Origin of the sequence: Leuconostoc litchii (assembly GCF_008107645.1) — a bacterium.
GTDB classification, from domain to species: Bacteria; Bacillota; Bacilli; order Lactobacillales; family Lactobacillaceae; genus Leuconostoc; species Leuconostoc litchii.
In genome coordinates, this window is record NZ_SDGY01000008.1 from 29,610 (window position 1) to 51,717 (window position 22,108).

23 protein-coding genes are annotated in these 22,108 nt (G+C 35.9%); 19 read left to right on the forward strand and 4 right to left on the reverse strand.

Annotated elements, in window-relative coordinates:
- Window position 1: 1 nt before the first annotated feature.
- The 18 genes from sufD to ubiE all read left to right on the forward strand — a co-directional run bounded on the left by sufD (window position 2) and on the right by ubiE (window position 17,649).
- Window positions 2–1,186, forward strand: a complete 1,185-nt coding sequence (gene sufD / locus ESZ47_RS08495) for a Fe-S cluster assembly protein SufD (RefSeq protein WP_148606557.1) — start codon at window positions 2–4, stop codon at window positions 1,184–1,186.
- Entirely contained in the window at window positions 1,173–2,399 is a 1,227-nt protein-coding gene (locus ESZ47_RS08500; protein ID WP_148606558.1) for an aminotransferase class V-fold PLP-dependent enzyme, read from the forward strand. The genes sufD and ESZ47_RS08500 overlap by 14 nt, the downstream gene beginning before the upstream one ends.
- Window positions 2,386–2,820: a Fe-S cluster assembly sulfur transfer protein SufU gene (sufU, locus tag ESZ47_RS08505; RefSeq protein ID WP_148606559.1), complete on the forward strand. Its 435-nt coding sequence runs from the start codon at window positions 2,386–2,388 to the stop codon at window positions 2,818–2,820. Before ESZ47_RS08500 ends, sufU begins: the two co-directional genes overlap by 14 nt.
- 13 nt (window positions 2,821–2,833) lie before the next feature.
- Window positions 2,834–4,264: a Fe-S cluster assembly protein SufB gene (gene sufB / locus ESZ47_RS08510; RefSeq protein ID WP_148606560.1), complete on the forward strand. Its 1,431-nt coding sequence runs from the start codon at window positions 2,834–2,836 to the stop codon at window positions 4,262–4,264.
- 3 nt (window positions 4,265–4,267) lie between these two features.
- A complete protein-coding gene (locus ESZ47_RS08515; protein WP_011680547.1) occupies window positions 4,268–4,573 on the forward strand; it encodes a metal-sulfur cluster assembly factor in 306 nt (101 codons plus the stop codon).
- Window positions 4,574–4,875: 302 nt separating this feature from the next.
- Window positions 4,876–6,048: a 2-isopropylmalate synthase gene (locus ESZ47_RS08520; protein WP_148606561.1), complete on the forward strand. Its 1,173-nt coding sequence runs from the start codon at window positions 4,876–4,878 to the stop codon at window positions 6,046–6,048.
- 1 nt (window position 6,049) lies between these two features.
- Window positions 6,050–7,123, forward strand: coding sequence for a 3-isopropylmalate dehydrogenase (gene leuB, locus ESZ47_RS08525; RefSeq protein ID WP_148606562.1), 1,074 nt, complete (start codon window positions 6,050–6,052; stop codon window positions 7,121–7,123).
- Window positions 7,120–8,496 (forward strand): 3-isopropylmalate dehydratase large subunit, encoded by a 1,377-nt coding sequence (gene leuC / locus ESZ47_RS08530; protein WP_148606563.1) that lies wholly within the window; start codon window positions 7,120–7,122, stop codon window positions 8,494–8,496. Before leuB ends, leuC begins: the two co-directional genes overlap by 4 nt.
- 9 nt (window positions 8,497–8,505) lie before the next feature.
- Complete coding sequence (leuD, locus tag ESZ47_RS08535; RefSeq protein WP_148606564.1) at window positions 8,506–9,090, forward strand: 3-isopropylmalate dehydratase small subunit; 585 nt, start codon at window positions 8,506–8,508, stop codon at window positions 9,088–9,090.
- Between the two features lie 10 nt (window positions 9,091–9,100).
- Window positions 9,101–10,387, forward strand: a complete 1,287-nt coding sequence (locus ESZ47_RS08540; RefSeq protein WP_148606565.1) for an MFS transporter — start codon at window positions 9,101–9,103, stop codon at window positions 10,385–10,387.
- Between the two features lie 17 nt (window positions 10,388–10,404).
- On the forward strand, window positions 10,405–11,193 hold the full coding sequence (locus ESZ47_RS08545; protein ID WP_148606566.1) for an L-threonylcarbamoyladenylate synthase: 789 nt from the start codon (window positions 10,405–10,407) through the stop codon (window positions 11,191–11,193).
- Window positions 11,194–11,394: 201 nt separating this feature from the next.
- Window positions 11,395–11,703 carry a PadR family transcriptional regulator gene (locus ESZ47_RS08550; protein ID WP_148606567.1) on the forward strand — a complete coding sequence of 103 codons (309 nt, stop codon included), beginning with the start codon at window positions 11,395–11,397 and terminating at the stop codon, window positions 11,701–11,703.
- 4 nt (window positions 11,704–11,707) lie between these two features.
- Window positions 11,708–12,313, forward strand: coding sequence for a DUF1700 domain-containing protein (locus ESZ47_RS08555; protein ID WP_148606568.1), 606 nt, complete (start codon window positions 11,708–11,710; stop codon window positions 12,311–12,313).
- Between the two features lies 1 nt (window position 12,314).
- Complete coding sequence (locus ESZ47_RS08560; protein ID WP_148606569.1) at window positions 12,315–13,298, forward strand: DUF4097 family beta strand repeat-containing protein; 984 nt, start codon at window positions 12,315–12,317, stop codon at window positions 13,296–13,298.
- A gap of 500 nt (window positions 13,299–13,798) precedes the next feature.
- A complete protein-coding gene (locus ESZ47_RS08565; RefSeq protein ID WP_148606570.1) occupies window positions 13,799–14,830 on the forward strand; it encodes a HoxN/HupN/NixA family nickel/cobalt transporter in 1,032 nt (343 codons plus the stop codon).
- A gap of 88 nt (window positions 14,831–14,918) precedes the next feature.
- Window positions 14,919–15,449 (forward strand): GNAT family N-acetyltransferase, encoded by a 531-nt coding sequence (locus ESZ47_RS08570; RefSeq protein WP_148606571.1) that lies wholly within the window; start codon window positions 14,919–14,921, stop codon window positions 15,447–15,449.
- A gap of 53 nt (window positions 15,450–15,502) precedes the next feature.
- A complete protein-coding gene (locus ESZ47_RS08575; protein ID WP_148606572.1) occupies window positions 15,503–16,942 on the forward strand; it encodes an o-succinylbenzoate--CoA ligase in 1,440 nt (479 codons plus the stop codon).
- The gene (ubiE, locus tag ESZ47_RS08580) at window positions 16,939–17,649 is read left to right on the forward strand and encodes a bifunctional demethylmenaquinone methyltransferase/2-methoxy-6-polyprenyl-1,4-benzoquinol methylase UbiE (RefSeq protein ID WP_148606573.1); all 711 of its coding nucleotides are present in this window, start codon (window positions 16,939–16,941) and stop codon (window positions 17,647–17,649) included. The genes ESZ47_RS08575 and ubiE overlap by 4 nt, the downstream gene beginning before the upstream one ends.
- Before the next feature lie 247 nt (window positions 17,650–17,896).
- Here ubiE and ESZ47_RS08585 read toward each other — a convergent pair whose 3' ends face one another.
- The 3 genes from ESZ47_RS08585 to ESZ47_RS08595 all read right to left on the reverse strand — a co-directional run bounded on the left by ESZ47_RS08585 (window position 17,897) and on the right by ESZ47_RS08595 (window position 19,931).
- Complete coding sequence (locus ESZ47_RS08585) at window positions 17,897–18,331, reverse strand: hypothetical protein (protein ID WP_148606574.1); 435 nt, start codon at window positions 18,329–18,331, stop codon at window positions 17,897–17,899.
- Window positions 18,332–18,449: 118 nt separating this feature from the next.
- Complete coding sequence (locus ESZ47_RS09615) at window positions 18,450–18,794, reverse strand: DUF4260 family protein (RefSeq protein ID WP_148606575.1); 345 nt, start codon at window positions 18,792–18,794, stop codon at window positions 18,450–18,452.
- Between the two features lie 12 nt (window positions 18,795–18,806).
- Window positions 18,807–19,931 (reverse strand): alpha/beta fold hydrolase, encoded by a 1,125-nt coding sequence (locus ESZ47_RS08595; protein WP_148606576.1) that lies wholly within the window; start codon window positions 19,929–19,931, stop codon window positions 18,807–18,809.
- A 171-nt stretch (window positions 19,932–20,102) separates the two neighbouring features.
- Between ESZ47_RS08595 and ESZ47_RS08600 the strand changes: the two genes are divergently transcribed.
- Window positions 20,103–20,654 carry a TetR/AcrR family transcriptional regulator gene (locus tag ESZ47_RS08600; protein ID WP_148606577.1) on the forward strand — a complete coding sequence of 184 codons (552 nt, stop codon included), beginning with the start codon at window positions 20,103–20,105 and terminating at the stop codon, window positions 20,652–20,654.
- A 114-nt stretch (window positions 20,655–20,768) separates the two neighbouring features.
- Here ESZ47_RS08600 and ESZ47_RS08605 read toward each other — a convergent pair whose 3' ends face one another.
- A complete protein-coding gene (locus ESZ47_RS08605; RefSeq protein ID WP_148606578.1) occupies window positions 20,769–21,971 on the reverse strand; it encodes a CPBP family intramembrane glutamic endopeptidase in 1,203 nt (400 codons plus the stop codon).
- Between the last annotated feature and the right edge of the window lie 137 nt (window positions 21,972–22,108).

Genomic DNA, 22,108 nt, shown 5'->3' on the forward strand with positions numbered 1-22,108 from the left:
TATGGTTGATAATAGTGTAATACAATCTCTTCCGTTGCCTACATTTGCCAAAGTTCGCTATAATTCATGGCAACTTGATGAAATGATACCAGCCACAGATAAAGCTACAACACCGTTCTTTATGAAAAATGAGAAGAACGGCATTGAAGTTAGTGGTCTATCGACAACATATCAACATTTGACAGAAGAGATGACTGCTCAAGGGGTGATACTGATGAGCATGATACAAGCGAAAACAGAGCATCCAGATCTTGTTGAAAATATGATTGCGAGTGTTGTCGATAAAGCAGCGGATCGTTTGTCAGCTCAAAATTTTGCCCAATTTAATACGGGCATTTTCGTATATATTCCGGAAAATGTTCAATTTGACGAAGTTTTACATTTAACATTAAATCATTTGGCTACTTCTGGCAAAGATTTGGTTGCCCGTGTTTTTGTCTATATTGGTTCGAACGCTAAAGTTGATATTCTGCAAGAAATGCATACGATAGGCACTCAAAAAACAAAAGCTTCGGTTATTATTGAAGTTATAGCCGATTCAGGCGCCCAAGTTACTTATGCTAATATTGATTCTTTTGGAGAACAAACAACAGCATTTATTAACCGTGAAGCAGAAGTGAGAAATCATGCAACAGTTGATTGGCAAAATGCCGAATTTAATGATGGAAATGTTATTATTCGTTTAGCAAGTCAATTGAATGGCGAAGGATCTACCTCACATACAAATGTTATTGGCCTGACAACAAAGAAACAAACTCAGGGTCTTGTAACGACTATCTTAAATCGAGGTCGTCATTCATTAGGACATATTTTCCAACGAGGGGTCATTTTAAACCGTTCCACATTAGTTTTTAATGGTATTGGGAAAATTATTAAGGGAGCAAAGGGATCAGATGCGCAACAAGAATCACGTGTCTTGATGTTATCCCGTCGAGCACGAGGTGATGCTAATCCACTGTTGTTGATTGATGAAAACGATGTTACAGCCGGTCACGCGGCTTCAGTTGGTCGTGTTGATGAAAATCAGATGTATTACTTAATGAGTAGAGGTATTAGTGAACAAGTTGCTCGAAAATTGGTTATTCGTGGATTTATGGGCGAAGTATTAGCAAAAATGCCGACAAAAGCAGCACAACAGCAGGTAGTTGAGGAAATAGAAAGAAAGTTAAAACATGAAGATGATTAAAACTGATTTTCCAATATTAAACCAAAAAATCAACGGACAACAAATGATATATTTTGATAATGCGGCGACTTCCCAGAAGCCACAGTCCGTCATTGATTCACTCGTTGATTATTATCAAAATGATAATGCTAATGTACATCGTGGTATTTATGAACTGTCAGAACGAGCTACAAATGCGTATGAACAAGCACGCGACAAGGTTCAAAATTTTATACATGCAAAAAAACGCGAAGAGGTTCTTTTTACTCGTGGTACAACAGAATCGTTGAATTGGTTGGCAAGTACCTATGGCGCGGAAAACATTAAGCAAGGGGATGAAATTCTAATTTCCTATATGGAGCATCATTCTAATATAGTACCTTGGCAACAGTTAGCACAACGTGTCGGCGCTAATTTAAAATATATTAACCTTAAAGCAGATGGCACGTTGGACTTGACTGATGCTGAAGAAAAAATGTCTGACAAAACTAAAATTGTATCTGTTACCCATGCTTCTAATGTGTTGGGTGTGGTTAACCCAATAAAAGAATTGGCACAAATGGCACATGAACATGGTGCCATTATGATTGCTGATGGCGCGCAATCAGCGCCACATATGGCGATAGATGTTCAAGATATGGATGTTGATTTTTTTGCTTTTTCTGGTCATAAAATGTTGGGACCCACAGGCATTGGTATTCTTTACGGTAGATATGAGGTGTTGAACAAAATGAGTCCAGCGCAATTTGGTGGAGAAATGATTGAGCTAGTGGACTTACAAGAAGCAACATTTCAACCATTACCTTGGCGTTTTGAAGCTGGAACACCTAATATTGCTGGTGCCATTGGTTTGGGAGCAGCTGTCGACTATTTGACAAATATTGGTATGCCTGAAGTAGAGGCCTATGAACAATCATTGGTTTCTTACGCTTTGCCAAAAATAAAAAAAATACCTGGCGTTACTGTATATGGTCCGCAAGATAGTGAACATCATTCAGGTGTTATCGCATTTAATTTAGATAGTGTTCATGCGCATGATTTAGCAACCGCATTGGATCAAGAAGGTATTGAAGTACGAGCAGGGCACCATTGTACACAACCACTTATGCGCCATTTAGATATTGCTGCTACAGTTCGTGTTAGTTTGTACATATACAATACGCGTGAAGAAATTGATCACTTTATTGATATTATAGGAAAAATTAAGGAGTACTTTAACCGTGAGTTTGCATAATTTAGATAATTTGTATCGTCAAACAATTATGGCATACGCGCAACATCCGCATAACTATAAGCCTATGTTGGAAACAGAAAGCTACCATATTCGAAAGTATAATCCAAATTGCGGTGATATTATTGATTTGGCTTTTAATATGAATGATGATAAGGTGACAAATATCCATTTTTATGGAGACGGTTGTGCGATATCAAAAGCTTCTGCCTCAATGATGACAGACCTAGTATCTGGTAAAAATAGAAGTCAGATTACGCAATTAGTTGAACAGTTTTCAAAGATGGCTCGCGGTGAAGACGGTGATTTCAAGTCACTTGGCGAAGCACAAATTTTATCAGGCGTTACGAAATTTCCTACACGAGTAAAGTGCGCAACCTTAGCATGGCATGCTTTGGATGAATTATTAGCAATAGAAAAATAAAGGGGGTGCAATGATGGAAATAGATAGACAAGAAGCCATTGATCAGACAAAGGCTGCTATTTCAAACGATAAAGCTGCTGAATTAGGATTTCAAGACGATTATCAAGCTGTCTTTTCGACAGGAAAAGGCCTAAATGAAGATATTATTCGTCAAATTTCAGCCAAAAAAAATGAACCACAATGGATGCTAGATTATCGATTGCAAGCGTATCAAACATATCTTCAGATGCCAATGCATAAATGGGGACCAGATTTAAGCGAGATACATTTTGAAGATATTTACTACTATAACAAGCCAACAAATGATAAGTACCGTGACTGGGATGACGTTCCAGCAGAATTGAAAGAAACTTTTGAGCGTTTGGGCGTACCTGAAGCTGAACGAAAGTGGCTGGCTGGTTCTTCTGCCCAGTATGAGTCTGAAGTAGTTTACCATCGTATGAAAGAGGAATTTGCCAAAACTGGTATTATCTTTACCGATACAGATACTGCGGTTCAGGAATACCCAGAGCTTGTTCAAGAATACTTTGGTTCATTAGTTAAACCGACCAATAATAAGCTAGCCGCTCTAAATTCTGCAGTTTGGTCTGGTGGTACATTTATTTATGTGCCTAAGGGTGTTCATGTTACGACACCGATTCAGTCTTATTTTCGAATTAATACTGAAAATGAAGGTCAGTTTGAACGAACACTTATTATTGTTGATGAAGGGGCCCATGTTGATTACGTTGAGGGCTGTTCAGCACCAATGTATTCAGGGGATGCGCTACATGCTGCTGTGGTAGAAGTGATTGTTAAAAAAGACGGATATTGCCGTTACACTACAATTCAAAACTGGTCTAATAATGTGTATTCATTAGAAACAAAACGTGCAGCAGCGCATGAAAATGCAACGATGGAATGGGTTGATGGTAATTTTGGTTCAAAAACAACGATGAAGTATCCATCGGTTTATTTAGAAGGCGAGGGTGCAAAAGGTACTATGTTGTCGATTGCTGTTGCTGGCGAAGGGGTTAACTTAGATTCCGGTGCGCAAATGATTCATAATGCTAAAAATACGTCATCGTCTATCATTTCAAAGTCAATTGCTCATGATGGTGGGTCCACAGATTATCGTGGCACAGTTAAATTTGGCCGTGAATCTGATGGTTCATTTGCCCATGTAGAGTGTGATACGATTCTAGTTGATGATAAGTCTTCAGCTGATACGATTCCATATAACACTATCTTGAATGGTAATGTGTCGATGGAACATGAGGCAAAAGTGTCGCGCGTTTCCGAAGAGCAATTGTATTATCTAATGACACGTGGTATTTCTGCCGAAAAAGCCACAGAGATGATTATTATGGGCTTTATCGAACCTTTCACAAAAGAACTGCCAATGGAATATGCTGTTGAGTTAAATCGATTAATGAAATTTGAAATGGTTGGATCGGTAGGATAAATTATGAATAAAAAAGTTGAGGCAAGTATTATGGATGCTTTAACGACAGTCATTGACCCAGAACTGCGAGTTGATATCGTTAACTTAGGCTTAATCAATGCTGTTGATATCAATTCTATCGGTGATGTAACCATTAATATGACGCTTACAACGATGGGGTGTCCGTTAATTAGTGTATTGGAAGAAATGATTGATGAAGCATTAAAAATTTTACCTGAAGTAAAGACAACCAAAGTTGAACTCACATGGGAACCAGCTTGGGAAATTGATCGAATGTCGCGATACGCAAAAATGGCGTTAGGATTATAAAACGACTAAATTATATAAAATTGGAATAAAACACACCTTGTAATTGACGATGAATTATAAAGTAGTTATGATTGGATTATTAAATTAAAAGGAAGTGTTTCACATGAGAAATCAGGCTACTGTACAAACGAATATTACAAATGCAGCCCTTCTCCTCAACTTGCTTAGACTACCCTAGCAAGTTGAGCTTTTGAGCTGGTTGTTAGGTACTTATCTAATGGCTAGTGAATAAAAGGATGTGAGTGCATGATCCCGGACTAGTCAAATTGACTGGTCCGGGATTTTAATTTAAGGAGAAAATTATGGCAAGCAAAGTAACTTTTTATGACACAACAATGCGTGATGGTGAACAAACAATTGGGGTTAACTTTTCAATTGAAGAAAAGATTGAAATAGCAAAAGGATTGGATGATTATGGCGTTGCAGCAATTGAAGCGGGATTTCCGGCAGCATCTCACAAAGATTTTGAAGAAGTGAAAAGAATTGCAGAAGTTGTGGATAACGCAAAAGTTGTCGGTTTGGCACGAATGGTCAGAAATGATATTAATGCGGTTATTGAGGCAACCAAGGATGCAAAACATCCAATGATTCACGTGTTCATTGCAACTTCACCAATTCATCGTGAGTTTAAATTACACATGACCAAAGAAGAAATTTTGGACAAAATCAAAGCAGACGTTACTTTTACTAAGCAACATATACAAGATATTGTGTTCTCACCTGAAGATGCGACAAGAACTGAACCTGATTTTTTGGTAGCAAGCGTGCAGACAGCTATTGACGCTGGAGCGACGATGATTAACATACCTGATACTGTTGGTTATGATACACCAGAGGAATATGGCGAAGTTTTTGAAAACTTACGTCAAAATATTATCGGTTTTGATACAGTTGGTTGGTCAACACATACACATAATGATTTGGGTATGGCAACGGCCAACGCTTTGGCAGGTATTGCGCATGGTGCGACGGAAATTCAGGGCACAATTAATGGTATTGGTGAACGTGCTGGAAACGTTGACATGATTGAAGCGGCAGCAGCCATTCATGTGCGTCATGAAAATTTTAATGTAGAAACAGATATTGTCTTAGCTCAGTCAAAGGCCATTTCTGACATTGTCGCACGCGCAACCCGCATGCCAGTTGCGGGGAATAAACCCATTATGGGGCGCAATGCCTTTGCTCATGAATCTGGAATTCATCAGGATGGGTACTTAAAAAATCCAGAAACTTATGAAATTTTGAAACCAGAAATGGTTGGTGCTACGGCGTCCTTACCGCTGGGAAAATTGTCAGGATCGCATGCGGTCATGTCAAAACTAAATAGCTTAGGGTATGAGGTGATGCGTGAGGATATGAAAGCAATTTTCCCAATCTTTAAATCAGTTGCCGAAGAGTCTGATTTGATTACAGATGATCAATTAAAAGTTATTATGCAAGTCGTTGAAGAAAAAGAAATGGTGAGTTATCAATAATATGACATCAGTTAAAAAAATTGTAGTTTTAAAAGGCGATTATATCGGTCCGGAAATCATGACAGCAGGGTTGGCAGTATTGGAAGCTGCGACAAAGGATACAACATTTGCTTATGAACTGATAGACGCACCGTTTGGTGGTGATGGTATTGATCGCGCCGGGGATCCACTACCACAGTCGACTATTGATGTTTCAAAACAAGCTGATGCGGTGCTACTTAGTGCAATTGGTGGGCCAAAATGGGATAATGCACCACGACGTCCAGAACAAGGGCTATTAGAAATTAGATCAAAACTCAATTTATTTGCTAATATACGGCCAACAAAAGTGACTCAAGCGCAAATTGACCGCTCACCATTGAAGCCAGAGTATGTAAAAAATACGGACTTCGTTATCGTTCGTGAACTGACCTCTGGTGCTTATTTTGGAAAGCCACGCAAACTGGAAGCGCATCAAGCCATTGATACGATGTATTATAGCGAAGAAGAGGTGACTCGTATTATGCACCAAGGTTTTAAAATGGCGCAAAAGCGAAACAAGCATGTCACCATTGTTGATAAGTCAAATGTATTGGCTACATCAAAGTTTTGGCGAAAGATTGCGAATGAAGTTGGCAAAAGTTATCCGGATGTGACAATCGACTATTACTATGTTGACGCGATGACAATGGCCATTATGTCAAAACCAGCAACATTTGATGTTGTGATTATACCTAATTTGTTTGGGGACATTTTAAGTGACGAAGCAGCACAAATTACAGGATCAATTGGACAAATACCTTCTATGTCAGTTGGTGAAAGTGGCCCTAATTTGTATGAACCAATTCATGGCTCAGCACCTGACATTGCTGGTCAAGGCATAGCCAATCCGATTTCTATGGTGAATACGGTAGCTATGATGTTAGCAGAAAGCTTTGACGAAAAAAGAATTGCCGATAAAATTACTGCAGCAGTAGATTACATTATTGAAAACCACTATGTGACACCAGACATGGGTGGAACAATGACGACCGGTGAGGTCACACAAAAAATGGTTGATTACATAAAAAATTATGAATCGGCGGATATAAAATGAGCAAAACACTATTTGATAAAATTTGGGAAAAACACGTCATTACTGGGGAAATTGGTGAGGCTCAATTGATTTATGTGGATTTGCATTTGGTACATGAGGTGACATCACCTCAACCTTTTGATGGGTTGAGAAGTACGAACCGTCGCGTTAGACGACCAGATTTAACTTTTGCAACCATGGATCATAATGTGCCAACGAAAGATATATTTAATGTGCAAGATCAAATGTCTCGATTGCAGATGGATACATTGGTCAAAAACTCGAAGGAATTTGACATCCCATTAGCATCAATTGGTGATGATAAGCAAGGAATTGTTCATGTTGTGGGACCGGAGCGAGGATTGACACAACCAGCTAAAGTGATTGTCTGTGGTGATTCTCATACAGCAACTCATGGTGCGTTTGGTGCAATTGCCTTTGGAATTGGGACTTCCGAAGTTGAGCATGTCTTGGCGACTCAAACGATTTGGCAAGTTAAACCAAAAACAATGGGGATTAAGGTAACAGGGGAGTTACCTAAAAATACATACGCAAAAGATATTATTATGGGCATTATTGCTAAATATGGTGTGTCATTTGGGGTTGGTTATGCAATTGAATTTTACGGTGAAACGATTGAGAAGTTATCAATGGAAGCTCGTATGACGATGTGCAATATGTCAATTGAGGCTGGTTCAAAAACAGGTATGGTACAACCAGATCAAACGACATTTGATTACATTGAGGGTCGTGAACAAGCACCCAAGGATTTTGAAGCTGCAAAAAAGTATTGGTCACAATTCTACACAGATAATGAAAGTGACTTTGATGAGACGTTGACTTTTGATGTATCAAATTTGAAACCGATGGTGACATGGGGAACAAATCCAGGCATGGCTACACCTGTTGATCAGTCTTTGCCAGAAATCAAGGATGATAATGATGCAAACGCTTATGAATATATTGGGTTGCATCCCAATATGAAGCCTGTTGACATTAATTTGGATTACATTTTCATCGGATCATGCACGAACAGCCGTTACGAAGATCTTGAAATTGCTGCGAATATGATGAAAGGGCATCATTTAGCACCCAACGTCACTGCCTGGGTTGTGCCTGGTAGTCGTGCCATTAGAAATCGTGCAATTAAAACAGGCATTGCTAAAATATTTGAAGACGCTGGGTGTGAATGGCGTGAACCAGGATGCTCAGCATGCTTGGCAATGAATCCAGACAAAATTCCGGCAGGAAAACACGTTGCTTCAACATCAAATAGAAACTTCATTGGACGCCAAGGTGCGGGATCAAGAACGCATTTGGCTTCTCCAGCTATGGTTGCTGCAGCAGGAATTGCTGGTCACTTCGTTGATATTACGACAGATGAATTTGTATAGGGGAATAATATGGAAGCTTTTGTAAGAGAGACAGGCAGAGCGGTTGTTATTCCAAATGACAACATTAATACTGATATTATCTTGCCTAAACAATTTTTGAAAAACATTTTAAAGACCGGTTTTGGTAAAGATTTATTTTTTGATTGGCGTTACAATGCTGACGGTTCGTTGAATGAAGCGTTTGAATTGAACAAACCAGCACATCAAGGGGCTTCAATTTTAATTACAGGCAATGATTTTGGATCAGGCTCATCACGAGAACACGCGGTATGGGCGTTAACGGATTATGGATTCAGGGCAGTGATTGGCGGCGGATTTTCAGACATATTTTACATGAATTCAACTAAAAATGGCTTGTTACCAATTGTGTTGCCCGAAGAAAATCGGAAAATATTACGAGATGTTCAAGCAGATGAAAATATTCAAATTGATTTACCCGAACAAACTGTGACTTATAAAAACTATACTTTCCACTTTGATATCAACTCACAATGGAAAGAAAAGTTTATCAATGGTGAAGATGATATTGACAACACGATGAAATATGAAAAATTGATTGCTGCATTCGAAAAGCAACGACCAAATTTTGGATAGGAGGCAGTACATGGAACGGGCAATGAATTTGCAACAACGGATGGACACGACTAAAGAAACAGTGACATTCTATCGTGTCTTTGCGATGATTGCAGCTGGTATGATTTTAGATGGGGCGGACGTTTATCTTGCTAGTGCAGTCAATAGTGCAATAGTAAGCACGCACTTTGCGACACTTGCACAAGGTTCTGTGTTTCTTTCCTCTGGGTTTTTAGGCCTTTTCTTCGGGTCCATTTTTGCTGGATTTATCGGTGATTTTCTGGGCAGGAGAAAAGCATATTCGACTAATTTATTGATATTTGGTTTACTAACCCTAGGTGCGGCATTTGCAACTAATATTTGGATGTTAGTCGGACTACGTTTTTTCGCCGCAATTGGGTTAGGCGCAGAAATTGTGACAGGTTACGCCTTAATTAATGAATTTGCCCCAATTAAAAATCGTGGTCGGTGGAGTGGTGTAACTTCTGTGATTGCTAATTTGGCTGCACCATTGACCTTACTTTTGGCAGCAAGCGTTATTCCTCGTTATACATGGCGTGCAATGTTTGTTATTGTTGGTGTGTTAGCATTGATTTTATGGGTGATTCGCCGCCATTTTCCCGAATCACCGCGATGGTTAATTGCACGCGGAGAATATGATAAAGCTGAAAAGATCATTGAGAAATTAGAAGTGAATGGCTCGTACAGCACAAATGATTCTAGTATAAAACGACAACCAGTGAAGACTAGGATTGGTATTGGGCTGTTGGTTGCAACTGTTGCTGTCAGTGCAGTCAATTTAACACAATATACATTTACATCGTGGATGCCAACATTATTGATCAAACAAGGAATCGAAGTGGTTCATTCACTAACATTCTCCGCAGTTATGATGGCTGGGGCTCCAATAGGCGCACTGATAGGCGCATTATTGGTTGACGTGATAGGTCGTAAAAAGGTCATTGTTTCTGCCTTTGTAATGACTGCGGTGTTTGGGCTGATTTATTCGCAGCAACATACAACGGTTGGAATTTTAACGGTAGGATTTTTGGTCGTAACTATGATGTATATTTTGATGGCTTCGGTTGTTGGGGTTTATATGTCAGAGTTGTTCCCTACTTACTTTAGATTCCGTGGAACAGGTTACGCCAATGGCGTTGCTAAAATATTGACGGTTTTAACACCATATTTTGCAGCGTGGGCAATTACACAATTTAGTGCAAACTTGATTTTCTACTTTATCGCAGCAGTAGCGCTAATTGCAGCTATTGTGGTCGCAGTTTATGGACCAGAAACAAAACAAAAAGCAATATATTAAAAGGATGGTATTTTATAATGACAGAAGCAACAACAACAAAGATTCATTGGAATGGTGGCGTTCAAGGTGAAGCCATTAACATCTTGAAAGAGGATGGAGGCATGATTGTTAGCCCAACAAAAGTGGGCTACATTATCATGACTTCAGATGATAAAGGATTGGAAAGAAAGTTTGCTGCCAAAAATCGTAAGCGTAACAAGCCTGGTGTTGTATTATGTGGGTCAGTAGAACAAGTTAAAGAATTAGCGCTAATGACACCTGAAATCGAACAAATGTATCAGCAACATTGGGATGAGGACATTTTGTTGGGTTGTATCTTGCCATGGAAAGAAGAAGCAAAGAGCAAGATACCAAATGACGGGACAAAAAATTTGATGATGGATAAACGTGAAACCAGTTGTTTTGTTATTAAATTTGGTACACCAAGTGAAAATATTGCCAAAGAAATGTGGGAAAAGTACGGTAAGTTCTCATTTGCAAGTTCAGCTAATCCTTCTGGTAAGGGGAACCGTGGTTTGGTAGCTGGCATTGGTGACCAAATTGAAAATGCTGCCGACTTAATTATTGAGGCCGATGATTATGTGGCATCCATTCAACCTGACAAGACGCTAGACACACGCTACGAACAAGGGGTGATGGTATCTATGGTTGACGAGACAGGTAAGCTCATTCCACAACAAAATGGTGCTGTTGGTATCCAACCAGCGCCAATCGTTATTCGTAAGGGATTAGATGTCGATAAAATCATGAAAATTATGAGTGATATTTTCTCGTCATGGGACTATCGTCACGGATTTTATTACTAAAAAATTATACAAAACAGTTAAAAGCCAGACTAGCGTTACGCTAGTTATTTTATTGATTGCCAATTATTAGAAAATGATTAGGCAACGAAAGAAATCTCAACGATGATAATTGTTGAGATTTTTTGTTGACAAGTTAATTAGAACTTCATATAATGTTTTTGAACATATATTATATGTTGTATAGTATTGGAGAAAATAATTATGGCAATTCAAATGAGTTCAGAATTATTAGACGGTTGCGTTTTAGCGATATTAGATAAAGAAGATTATTATGGTTATGCATTAACGCAAAGAGTGCAGGGCACGATTTCTGTTTCGGAATCGACGTTATACCCTGTACTACGGAGATTAAAAAATAATCAATTTGTTACAACGTATGATCAACCTTTTCAAGGCAGAAATCGACGTTACTATCAGATCACAGCACAAGGTCGTGACAAGCTAACCAGCATACGTCAGGATTGGGTAATGTTCCAAGCAAACGTTGACACATTATTGAAGGAGAGATAAACAGATGGAGAATTATTTAGCTGAGTTAGAGCAACTACTACATCAGTTGTACCAGTCAGATAAAGAAGAAGCGATGAATTTCTATCGAGAGTATGTGATGGATGCTGATCTGACGACATATCAGCAATGTATTGCCGAATTAGGCACACCAAAGCATCTGTCGCGAAAAATTTTAGCCGACTATTCAATTAAGGCGGATGACAGATCAGCAGAGCATTCAAACAGTAAAAACCCACGGTCAAATATTAGGTTGATTTGGTGGATTGCATTGGCCCTATTAGCTTCACCGTTAGCATTACCTATATTTATTGTTTTGATAACATTAGTTGCTGTTTGTTTTGCAATTGTAGCAGCTTTAAGTGCAATTATCATTGCTTTTAGTCTAATAAGTGTCGGATTAGTAATTATTGGATTTGGTGTTTTGTTACAGTCATTGTGGACAGGTTTATATTATATTGGTTGTGGTCTGCTTATATTTGGAATTATGATGACAACAATACCAGCCGTTATAGGTCTCTTGAGATGGTTAATTGATAAGACAGCACAATTGAGTAAGGCCATTTATCAACGTTTTACTAATAAAAAGCAATTGCAGCAGGAGGATAAGTAACATGAAACGAAGTATTAAAATTGGTATGAGTTTGATTGTTATTGGTGCGGTACTAGCTTTGATTGGTTTTTCTTTTGGCGGTAGTTCTAGTTCAGTTACTTGGAATGGTGGCTTTAAAGTGATTGACTACAAAACAAAAAAAGAAAAAATGAAACAGCAAATGTATGCTTACGATGATGTGAAAAATATTCAGTTGTCGACAGCTTTGCCTGTTCGTATTATTACGGGTGATGTGAATCGCGTTACTGTTAAAGTAAAGACCTACTATCAACTCCCAGATGTAAGCAATCAAGAAAATTCTTTAAAAATTACGGATAAACAAAAAAGTAGTAGCTCGCGAGGGCATATAGAATTTAATGTCACAGGTTTTTCTTGGAATTATGGTCAGGATGAGTACCAAGAAGGCCTTGTAATTACAGTACCACAATCGCAAAATTTAACTAATGTTCAACTTACTGGCAAAAATAGCAATGATGTTAATATAGAAAATATCCAGTCAGATAGAATATCAATTCAACAAGTTGCTGATACTAATTTAAAAAATATAACAGTCAAGCAAAATTTGTTACTTGATGAAATCAATGATGGCCAGTTAAGTGGCGTAACTACTGGGATAGCTACAATTAAAAGTGATTATGGGGATTTAACGGTTCAAAATACACGTATTAATAACCGCTTGAATATTCGACTAGCAGATGGGGACTTAAACATGCACCGTAGTCAGATCAATGATGGTGAGATTCGCACGACAGATGGTGATATCAATCTCATGAATAATCAATTATCTAATCAACTAAGCGTTACGACACAAGAAGGCGATATAGTAACATCAATTGGGAAAAGTAGTGTCAGGGCTAAAACATTAGATGGGGACATTTCGACTTTTAATAATCATGATGATGACCGAACAAGTTATACGTATAAAGGTATGACGGGCGCATATATACTATCAACAAACAGCGGTGATGTGACAATTAGAAAATAGACTAAAAAATATTTGGTTAATCATGAATTATTATTTTATATATTAGTTTTTCTGTATTTATTAGATTAAAATAATAAAATAATAAAATAATAAAATAATTGACATAATTAGATCTTTATAATATAATAACTGTCATATTATAAGGTATGAAAAGAGGAAAAATCATGAAAAAAACAATCGTAACAATGAACGACGCCCTCCTCTACCTACTTCTCAATTAATGTTTAGTAGGTTCTTTAAGTAACTATCTATTAAGCTAATATTATTTAATAGATAGTTGGGGCTAATGAATAAAAAAACACCTTAACTACTGATAGTTAGGGTGTTTTTTATTTTGGAAATGCAAAAATACTTTTGAAGGTAATGAGGACCGAGAAAATTTATCAAGTAATACTTTTAAAGGACATATTTTGTTCATTAGGGACATAATTTGTTCGTTATGTTTACCACAAAATATGCTTGTGATAATCTTATTTTTACAGTAAAAGGAGAAATAATTTATGATGTTACATATTCGAAAACAAGCGACCATTCAATCAGATGCAATGCACTACGGTGCAATCATTATTCTCTTTTTGGTCTCAGGTATTGTATTATTAATGACCAGTGCTTCGCAATATCCCGAAATGATAGCTATGGCATACTTATCATTTACAATGGGCTTACGGCATGCCTTTGATGTGGATCATATTGCTGCTATCGATAATATGACACGAAAAATGCTGAATGATGGCAAAAATACACGAGGTGTTGGTTTTAGTTTCTCATTTGGGCATTCAATGGTTGTCGTCTTAATGGCCTTAATCACGGTTTTGTTTGTAGAATGGGCAAAACATTCTATGCCAATTTTTGAACAAATTGGTGGTGCCTTAGGCACCTTGATTGCAGCCACTATGTTAATCATGTTAGCCATTGTTAATAGTTTCATTTTGCATGATATTTGGGCAAAGTTTATATCAATGCGCAACCATGGTTCTAAGGCGGAAGCAGATAAACAAGTTAATTCCTCTAAAATATACCGGTTATTTTTAAAACTATTAGGAATGATTAAGCATAATTGGCAAGTTGCTGTTGTTGGATTCTTATTTGGGTTAGGATTTGATACTGCGACGCAAATCGCTGTCTTGGCCACATCAGCCACAGCTGCAAATGAAGGTATTCCTTGGTATGCAACATTGGCATTTCCTTTGTTATTTACGGCTGGTATGTGTTTAATGGATACAATTGACGGCTTTTTCATGAGTACAACCTACAATTGGGTATTCTCATCACCTTATCGAAAAGTATACTATAACTTGACTATTACGGGAATTTCTATATTAGCAGCAGGATTTATTGGCTTTGTCGATTTTATTCAATCATTTAGTGTGATGTTTAATTGGGACAATTCAATGACAAGATGGGCTAAAGGGCTAGATTTTAATCAAATGGGCATTATATTAGTAGGACTTTTTGTCATTGCATGGATTGTTGCCATTACGATCTGGCATGTCTTTAACTTAGCAGAAAAAGATAGTGAACAGATGATTTGATGAATCATTGTGAATAATATTTTCTAGTGTTTAGCATCTTTGTGATAAAATGAGAGAAATTGCTACTATAAAAGACGGAGAATCTTTCATGATAAAAATCGTTGATGCAACAAAAAAAGATGAACAATACTGGCATGACATTTATCTCAACGCATTTCCAGCATATGAACGGCTGCCGTTTTCCAAACTACAACAAGTTGTTAAGGAACACGAAGCAGTTCGAATGGCAATGATTATTGATGACGGTCAGCCAACAGGAATTTTACTGCTAGTTGAAATTCCTGAAGAAAAAGTATTTGTGTTGTATTTTGCAGTGGATGCTAATATACGTGGTAAGGGCATTGGTAGTAGAACTATTTCTGTTCTAAAAGAAGCATATGGAAAAGGTATTATATTAGAATCTGAAATTATTGGCCAACAAGCAGAAAACGAGGACCAACGTGTAAAAAGATATGAGTTCTATCAACGTAATGCTGTTCAGGACTCAGGTTTTATCACAGAAAATATGGGTGGCACTTTTCATTTATTACGCACAACAGACATAGTTTCTGATGTTGAGTATATTCAAGCAATTTCAATTTTGGGTATTGAAGCTAAAGTTGAAAAAAGAACTAAATAAAATATATAAATAGATATTTTGTTTTCATTAAAATTCTGCGGTATGATATTAAAATGGAAAACTGGCTTATAAAACGTGCGGCACTCACGCCTAATCGAGTTGCTATACAGTATGAAAATAAAAAATTAACATTTCAAGAAGTATTAGAACAGGCCATAGAGATGGCTGAAAAGATTGCATTTGTTGCGGAAAATGATCCTCGAATAGCTTTAATTATGAATAACACGCTTACTGGTTATTTAGCTATTATGGCCTTGCAACAACTTGGAAAAACGATAGTTTTTATTAATCGACGTTTATCGGCTGACGAAATCAATTATCAATTATCAAATGCTGGGATACATACCGTGTTAACAGATGATAATTATATTCAAATATTAAGGGTGAATAGACAAATCAAGTTTAGTGATTTGTCTTTGAGAAAAACGATAGTACCTGTGGTAACATTTGATGATAACTTTGTGACTAGTATTATGTATACCTCTGGTACTACAAGTCAACCTAAAGGTGTGATGCAAACGTTTCAAAATCACTTTTATTCAGCTATGGCTAGTGCCTTGAACCTAGAAATAAGAGCCGAAGATAGTTGGCTGGCTGTTGTGCCAATTTTTCATATTAGTGGTTTTTCAATTGTTATGCGAGGGTTGATTTATGGTATGCGGGTAGTATTGCAACGTAAATTTGATGCGCATCAAATTAACAACTTGTTAGTTCACGAAAACATTACTACGATGTCAGTGGTACCAGTTATGTTAAAACAACTATTAGTTGATTTGCCTAGTGAAGTAAACTACAATAAAAAATTTCGGGCAATGCTTTTAGGTGGTGGACCAACAGATTTATTAACGCTCCAGCAAGCTAAAAATCATCGCATACCAGTCATACAGTCATATGGTATGACTGAAACGGCCTCACAGGTAGTTGCTCTTGATTCAACGTATGCAGAACAAAAAATTGGTTCGGTTGGTAAACCATTATTTCCAGTGCGTTTAAAAATTGCTGATCAGACAGGAAAAAATACGCAACAGGGGAATATTTGGATTCAAACCCCCACCTTAACCATAGGATATTTAAATCAACCCGATAAACTAGCAGAAAAAATGGTTGATGGTTGGTTTAATACAGAAGATTATGGTTATATCGATGATGAAGGATTTCTGTTTGTTCAAGGTCGTGAAGGCGATATGATTAATTCAGGCGGTGAAAATATTTTTCCAAATGAAGTGGAAGACATATACGCAGATTATCAAGGACTTGAAAAAATTGCGATTATCGGTGTACTTGACGATAAATGGGGTTCTGTACCTGTAGCTATTGTGCAAGGAAAAAACCTTCAGGTCGAGCAGTTAATTCAGTTTGGTAGAAGACGCATTGCCCATTATAAAGTTCCAAAGCGTTTTTATATAGCTGATACCTGGCACACGACAGCCAGTGGTAAAACACAACGAAATCTTTTCTTAGCTGAAATTGAAAGACTAAAGGAATTAAAATGACTCTATCACCTAAAAATACAGATGTAAAATCTTTGTTTGATACTATTGCGCCAGAGTATGACAAAATGAATAATATCATTAGCTTAGGGTCACATAAAAAGTGGCGCCAAAAAGTTATGAATAAAATGGTTTTTCCAAATGAAGCTCAAATCATTGATTTAGCAACAGGGACTGCTGATTGGGCAATAGCATTAGCTGAAAATAGTGATGTTAAAACGAAAATTGTTGGTTTGGACTTTAGTGAAGCAATGCTTGCTGTGGGACAGACAAAAGTAGATTTGAGTGATTACTCGGAAAAGATTACCCTTGTACAAGGGGATGTCATGGCACTTGATTTACCTGATAACAGATTCGATATTGTGACAATTGGATTCGGACTACGAAACTTGCCTGATCCTAAGAAAGGGATTGACGAAATGTATCGTATTTTGAAACCCGGTGGACAGTTAGTTATTTTGGAGACATCACAACCAGATAGTCCTGTTGTAAAGCCATTCTGGCAATTATACTTTGGTCATGTGATGCCATTATTTGGTCGAGTTTTTGCTAAGGGAAAGTATAGAGAATATAAATATCTTGATGAAACGACTGAAAATTTTATGGACTATATGACCCTTGGACAAGTTTTATTAAAGGCAGGGTTTCAAAAAGTTCGAATTTCTCGTTTTAATTTGGGTGCGGCTGCAGCACACTATGCTACCAAGTAACTTTTCATAGCATAAATTTGGTAATCAGGATATATTATAAACAGTATAAAATGTGAGCATTTATTTTATGACAGATGTTTTTTTATGTGATTTATCTTTAAAAGAACAATTTTATAAGTTAGTTAGATTATTTTTTTAAGGGTACAAATGATGCTAGCTTCTTACAACAATAAAAAAGCCACAACTACAGTTCTTAGTTGTGGCTTTTTTATTGTTAGTTTTGTTTTTTAAATTATAAGTGATATAGCTATTTATTATCAGTATATGATTTTTGTATATCATCATACGTCGTTTTAGTCCAACCACTTTTTACTGGGTCAATAAGATGATGATTACCATCTTTATCAGTGATGTCGAATGGTCCATCACCGGTAAAGTAACCACCGCCATTTGGGTCAACCCAAGCAGTTTGTGTGGGTGGTTGTTCATCTGCACTGCCTGTCGCCCCAACGTGCATTTGGTACTGATTTTCGTCACTATTTTGAGAAGTAAACGATGAAGCAGTTGTGTACGTTGATATTTTATTTTTTTGAGTCGAAGGGGCAACAGTTCTTGATTCATGAATATAGTGACCATTAATATAGAATAGTAAGATGAGGGCACTGATAATTATTATTAATAAAATAACAAATGTTTTAGTTTTTTGGTATTCTTTTATAGTAGAACTAGTATTTTTAAGCATAAACTTCTCTCGTTGAAGAAATATAAAGAGAGCGTCCATAAATTGCTTTATATCTCGGATTGATCAAAAAATAGTATTAGAATATATTAAATAGCGTTTTTATTACCAAGAGGAATACTTAGTTCAAATGGGTCAATTTGAAACCCGAATCTAATTTGAGTCCATACCCTAATATTCGGTCAATAAATATATGTGCATACCAAATTAATACTACTTGAGTTAATAAAATTGAGTAACTCAAATAATTTATTAATAGTAAGAGTGTTGGTATTATTAATGTGTGAAATATATTATATATACGAGCGCCAATTTTATTACCACCAATATACCCAAGCATAGATATATCTGGCACAAATATTAGCAACAAAAACAGTGGTATGCTGGAATCAATAATAAAAAAATAAATATAACTAATAACAATTAATTGTAATAAATATTCTAATCGAATTATATATTTAATCATATTATATAATGCCTAACTTTGCAAAAATTGAATAATGAATGGCATAACTAATTCTTTATCTCCCACTTGACAGTGGTGCTCACCACCACTTTTTTTAGTAAATAATTTACTAGTCAATGAACGAGCATTTTTCATCAATAACATTTCTTTAGCCAAAGTGTCTTTTGGTACGTACATATCATTGGTTCCTCCTATTAATAAGACGTCCTGTTCGATTTTATCCCAGTTACCGTCCATATTAAATTCACCTAGTTTTTGTAGAAGATCAGAAGCCGATTCAACTTTAAGAATATCTTTAGCCTTTTTAACTAGGAAATTAATATTATGATCATTATTTTGAATTAATGTGAGTTTTTCTTCTAGTAATTGTTGCTCATGTTTGTCTAATTTTTTTCCAAAATATTGGCGTATATAGGGGACCTTCATTGTTAGTGATTCTGACATATTGAGCATAACGTCATACAGAATTACTCGTTTTATTCGTGGTTCAAAGGCGGCAGCACGAGCAGACAAGAAACCGCCCAATGACATACCCATCAAATCTGCATTTTCTAAGTTAAAGTAATCTAAAATAGTACCAACAGGTTTTTCCCACTCTGAAATAAGTGGTAGACCTGTTCGTAATGCTTTTCCTTGTCCAGGACCTTCAAATAAAATAATTTGATATGATGTTAGCTGATTAACGAAATCATATGAAATCATCAATCTTATTAATTCCTCAAGATAAGAATCAAAACCGCCGTGAACAATTAGTGTTTGTGTCGCGTGCTCATTTTTAAATACAGCAGCAGGGAGGTAACCATTTTTATAAGGAACATTGACCAAGTCAATGTTAGCCATTGATATGCTATTGTAGTAATTTTTCTTAAACAAGTCATAGGTTTGTTTTTTTCTTGAATCATTTTCTAATAAGTAGAAATCTGCTAGCTGATAAAATGCTGATGCTAATCCAAATTGCTCATTATTTTCAGCCTTTCTGGCTGCCTTAAACCATTCAAAATACCATGATTCAAGATTTACTATGCTAGATGACACACGAGCAATTACTTGTTGCACATTTTCATCGTATTTATACGGTTCCATAAATCTATTGATCTGAAAATCAAATTGTTCTTGATTTGTATAGTTCTTGTACATGATGTATACCTCTTTTCGTATCTCTATTTTAAAAGAAGATAGATCTGATTTATTGGTCACATAGTGTGGAATTGTTTTACAAAATAATTGTGTAAGTATAAATTGTACTTTATAAAAATAGGATAATGTATACTTTTAGTTATAATATTTTTTCAACTAGGAGGTATTTTTTTGTATAGTCAGGATAAAAGATTCAGAGATACGGAAGAAAAAATTATTACAGCATTTTGGTCTTTAATGTATGAAAAAGATATTGATGCAATAACGGTTACTGAATTATCGAATCGAGCTACTATCAGTAGATCCGACTTTTATAACCACTACTTAGATAAATACGAATTATTGCAAAAGCAGGCGAGTAAATATATTAATGAAATTAAAAAGAGATATCGTAAACGCTTTGATGAGATTGATATTAGGGGATTTTTGAGTGATCTTACAGACTATATTATTGATGAAAGGGAAAATTTAAGCATTCTTATCATGCTACCAAAAGAAACGGGTATTCAGTTTATTGAGCAATGTGAAACGCTATTACGTGAAACATTTATAGCAAGTAATACCAAACAAATATTAAAAAATCATGTGCCCATTGAATATACGGCTAAATTGTTTTCTTCAATTTCAGTGACATATATTTTGCACACCATAGAACAACCATATAGAAATCAAAGGATTATTAATGCAATTAACGAAATGCAAAATTTGTTGTTAGACAATTAGCTACTATAATCCGAAAATGTTAAAAGCGTTCTATGGTACTTTGTTTGACATACACAATTTTTAATTTTAAATTCAGATCTAATAAAAAGCGTAAGACAAGTATAAGTTGTTGACTTATACTTGTTTTACGCTACTAGATTCAAAAGATATTGTATTTTGAGATATTAAGTAGACACTATAAATAACACAGATAGACATAACAGAAATTGAGATTATTAATCCTTCAATCCCTGGAACACTCATATTTCCAGTTCCTGTAACTACTGATTGCATCAAATCCCAAAGACTATGAATTATTACAATGATGCCAATATTTTTAGTCAATAAGTATAGAACTCCAAAAAATATTCCTATCCCAAAAGCATCAATTGTAGATGATATTGTGGCACTTATTGAATCTCCTGATAGAATGTTGATTAAATGAAGTATACCAAATAATATTGCTTGTGTGATAATAGCATAAATTGGACCGTGCTTATATTTTTGGAATACTGAGACTAAAATAGACATAATCAGAACACGATAAATGAACTCTTCTCCTATGCCAGAACGAAGTGAAAATACCATTGTTGACAGCTTCAGGACAGACCAACTAGATGTAGGATGCAACCAAACGGCAGAATCTATACAAAAAATAATGAACAGAAACGGTATTAGTGTTAGGAAAAAACTTTTGTTGGTCAATTTGAAAAAGACTGGCCTTTTGATTTGCGAGTGATGTAAGGTAATGTAAACCATAGGAACAACTACAGTTAAAACAGCAAGTAAACTAAAATCTAAATTATGAGAAACTTTTCCAAAGAGACTTTCTATTATGATATTAATGAGCGGAAAACACATGAGGTAAAATACTACAATACCAATAGAAACAAAAATAGCTTGCAACAAACTGGTTATTTTTGGTAGCGTTACGGTAAAAATCAGGGATAATAGCATCAAAGTACTTACTATAACTGCAAGGAATAGTCCTAGAGTATTTAGTATATTATCTTTATTAGTTAATCCAAGATATTTGAACAGATAAACTGGATATCTATTAGTTAGTAATCCTATAAAAATAAAAATTTGGATAAAAAAGTTGATGCAGTTTACCCAATTATACTTGAATTTTCTCGTGAATATTTTGCTATACTTTGCATCCGTGTGCAAGAAGTCAAATTTTAAACCAGTAGAAATAAAAATAACTGTAAATGCAATTTTATTAATCAAAAAGTCATTGGATGTTGAAACGTTATATATTATTAGCAGTGACAACATGGTTAGTAAATAGACGGAATGGAAAAAATTTGTCATTTTTTGAAAATACTTATTAGTCATTTGCAAATAGCCCTTTTATTTTTTAGTTTAATGTCAGCAGAGTGTTGATGATTAGTTTTGAAACAAAAAGAAGTAATCACCATACATTAATACGATGTTGTTTTCTTGGTGGTAATTGTTTACTTCTAATAGTGTAC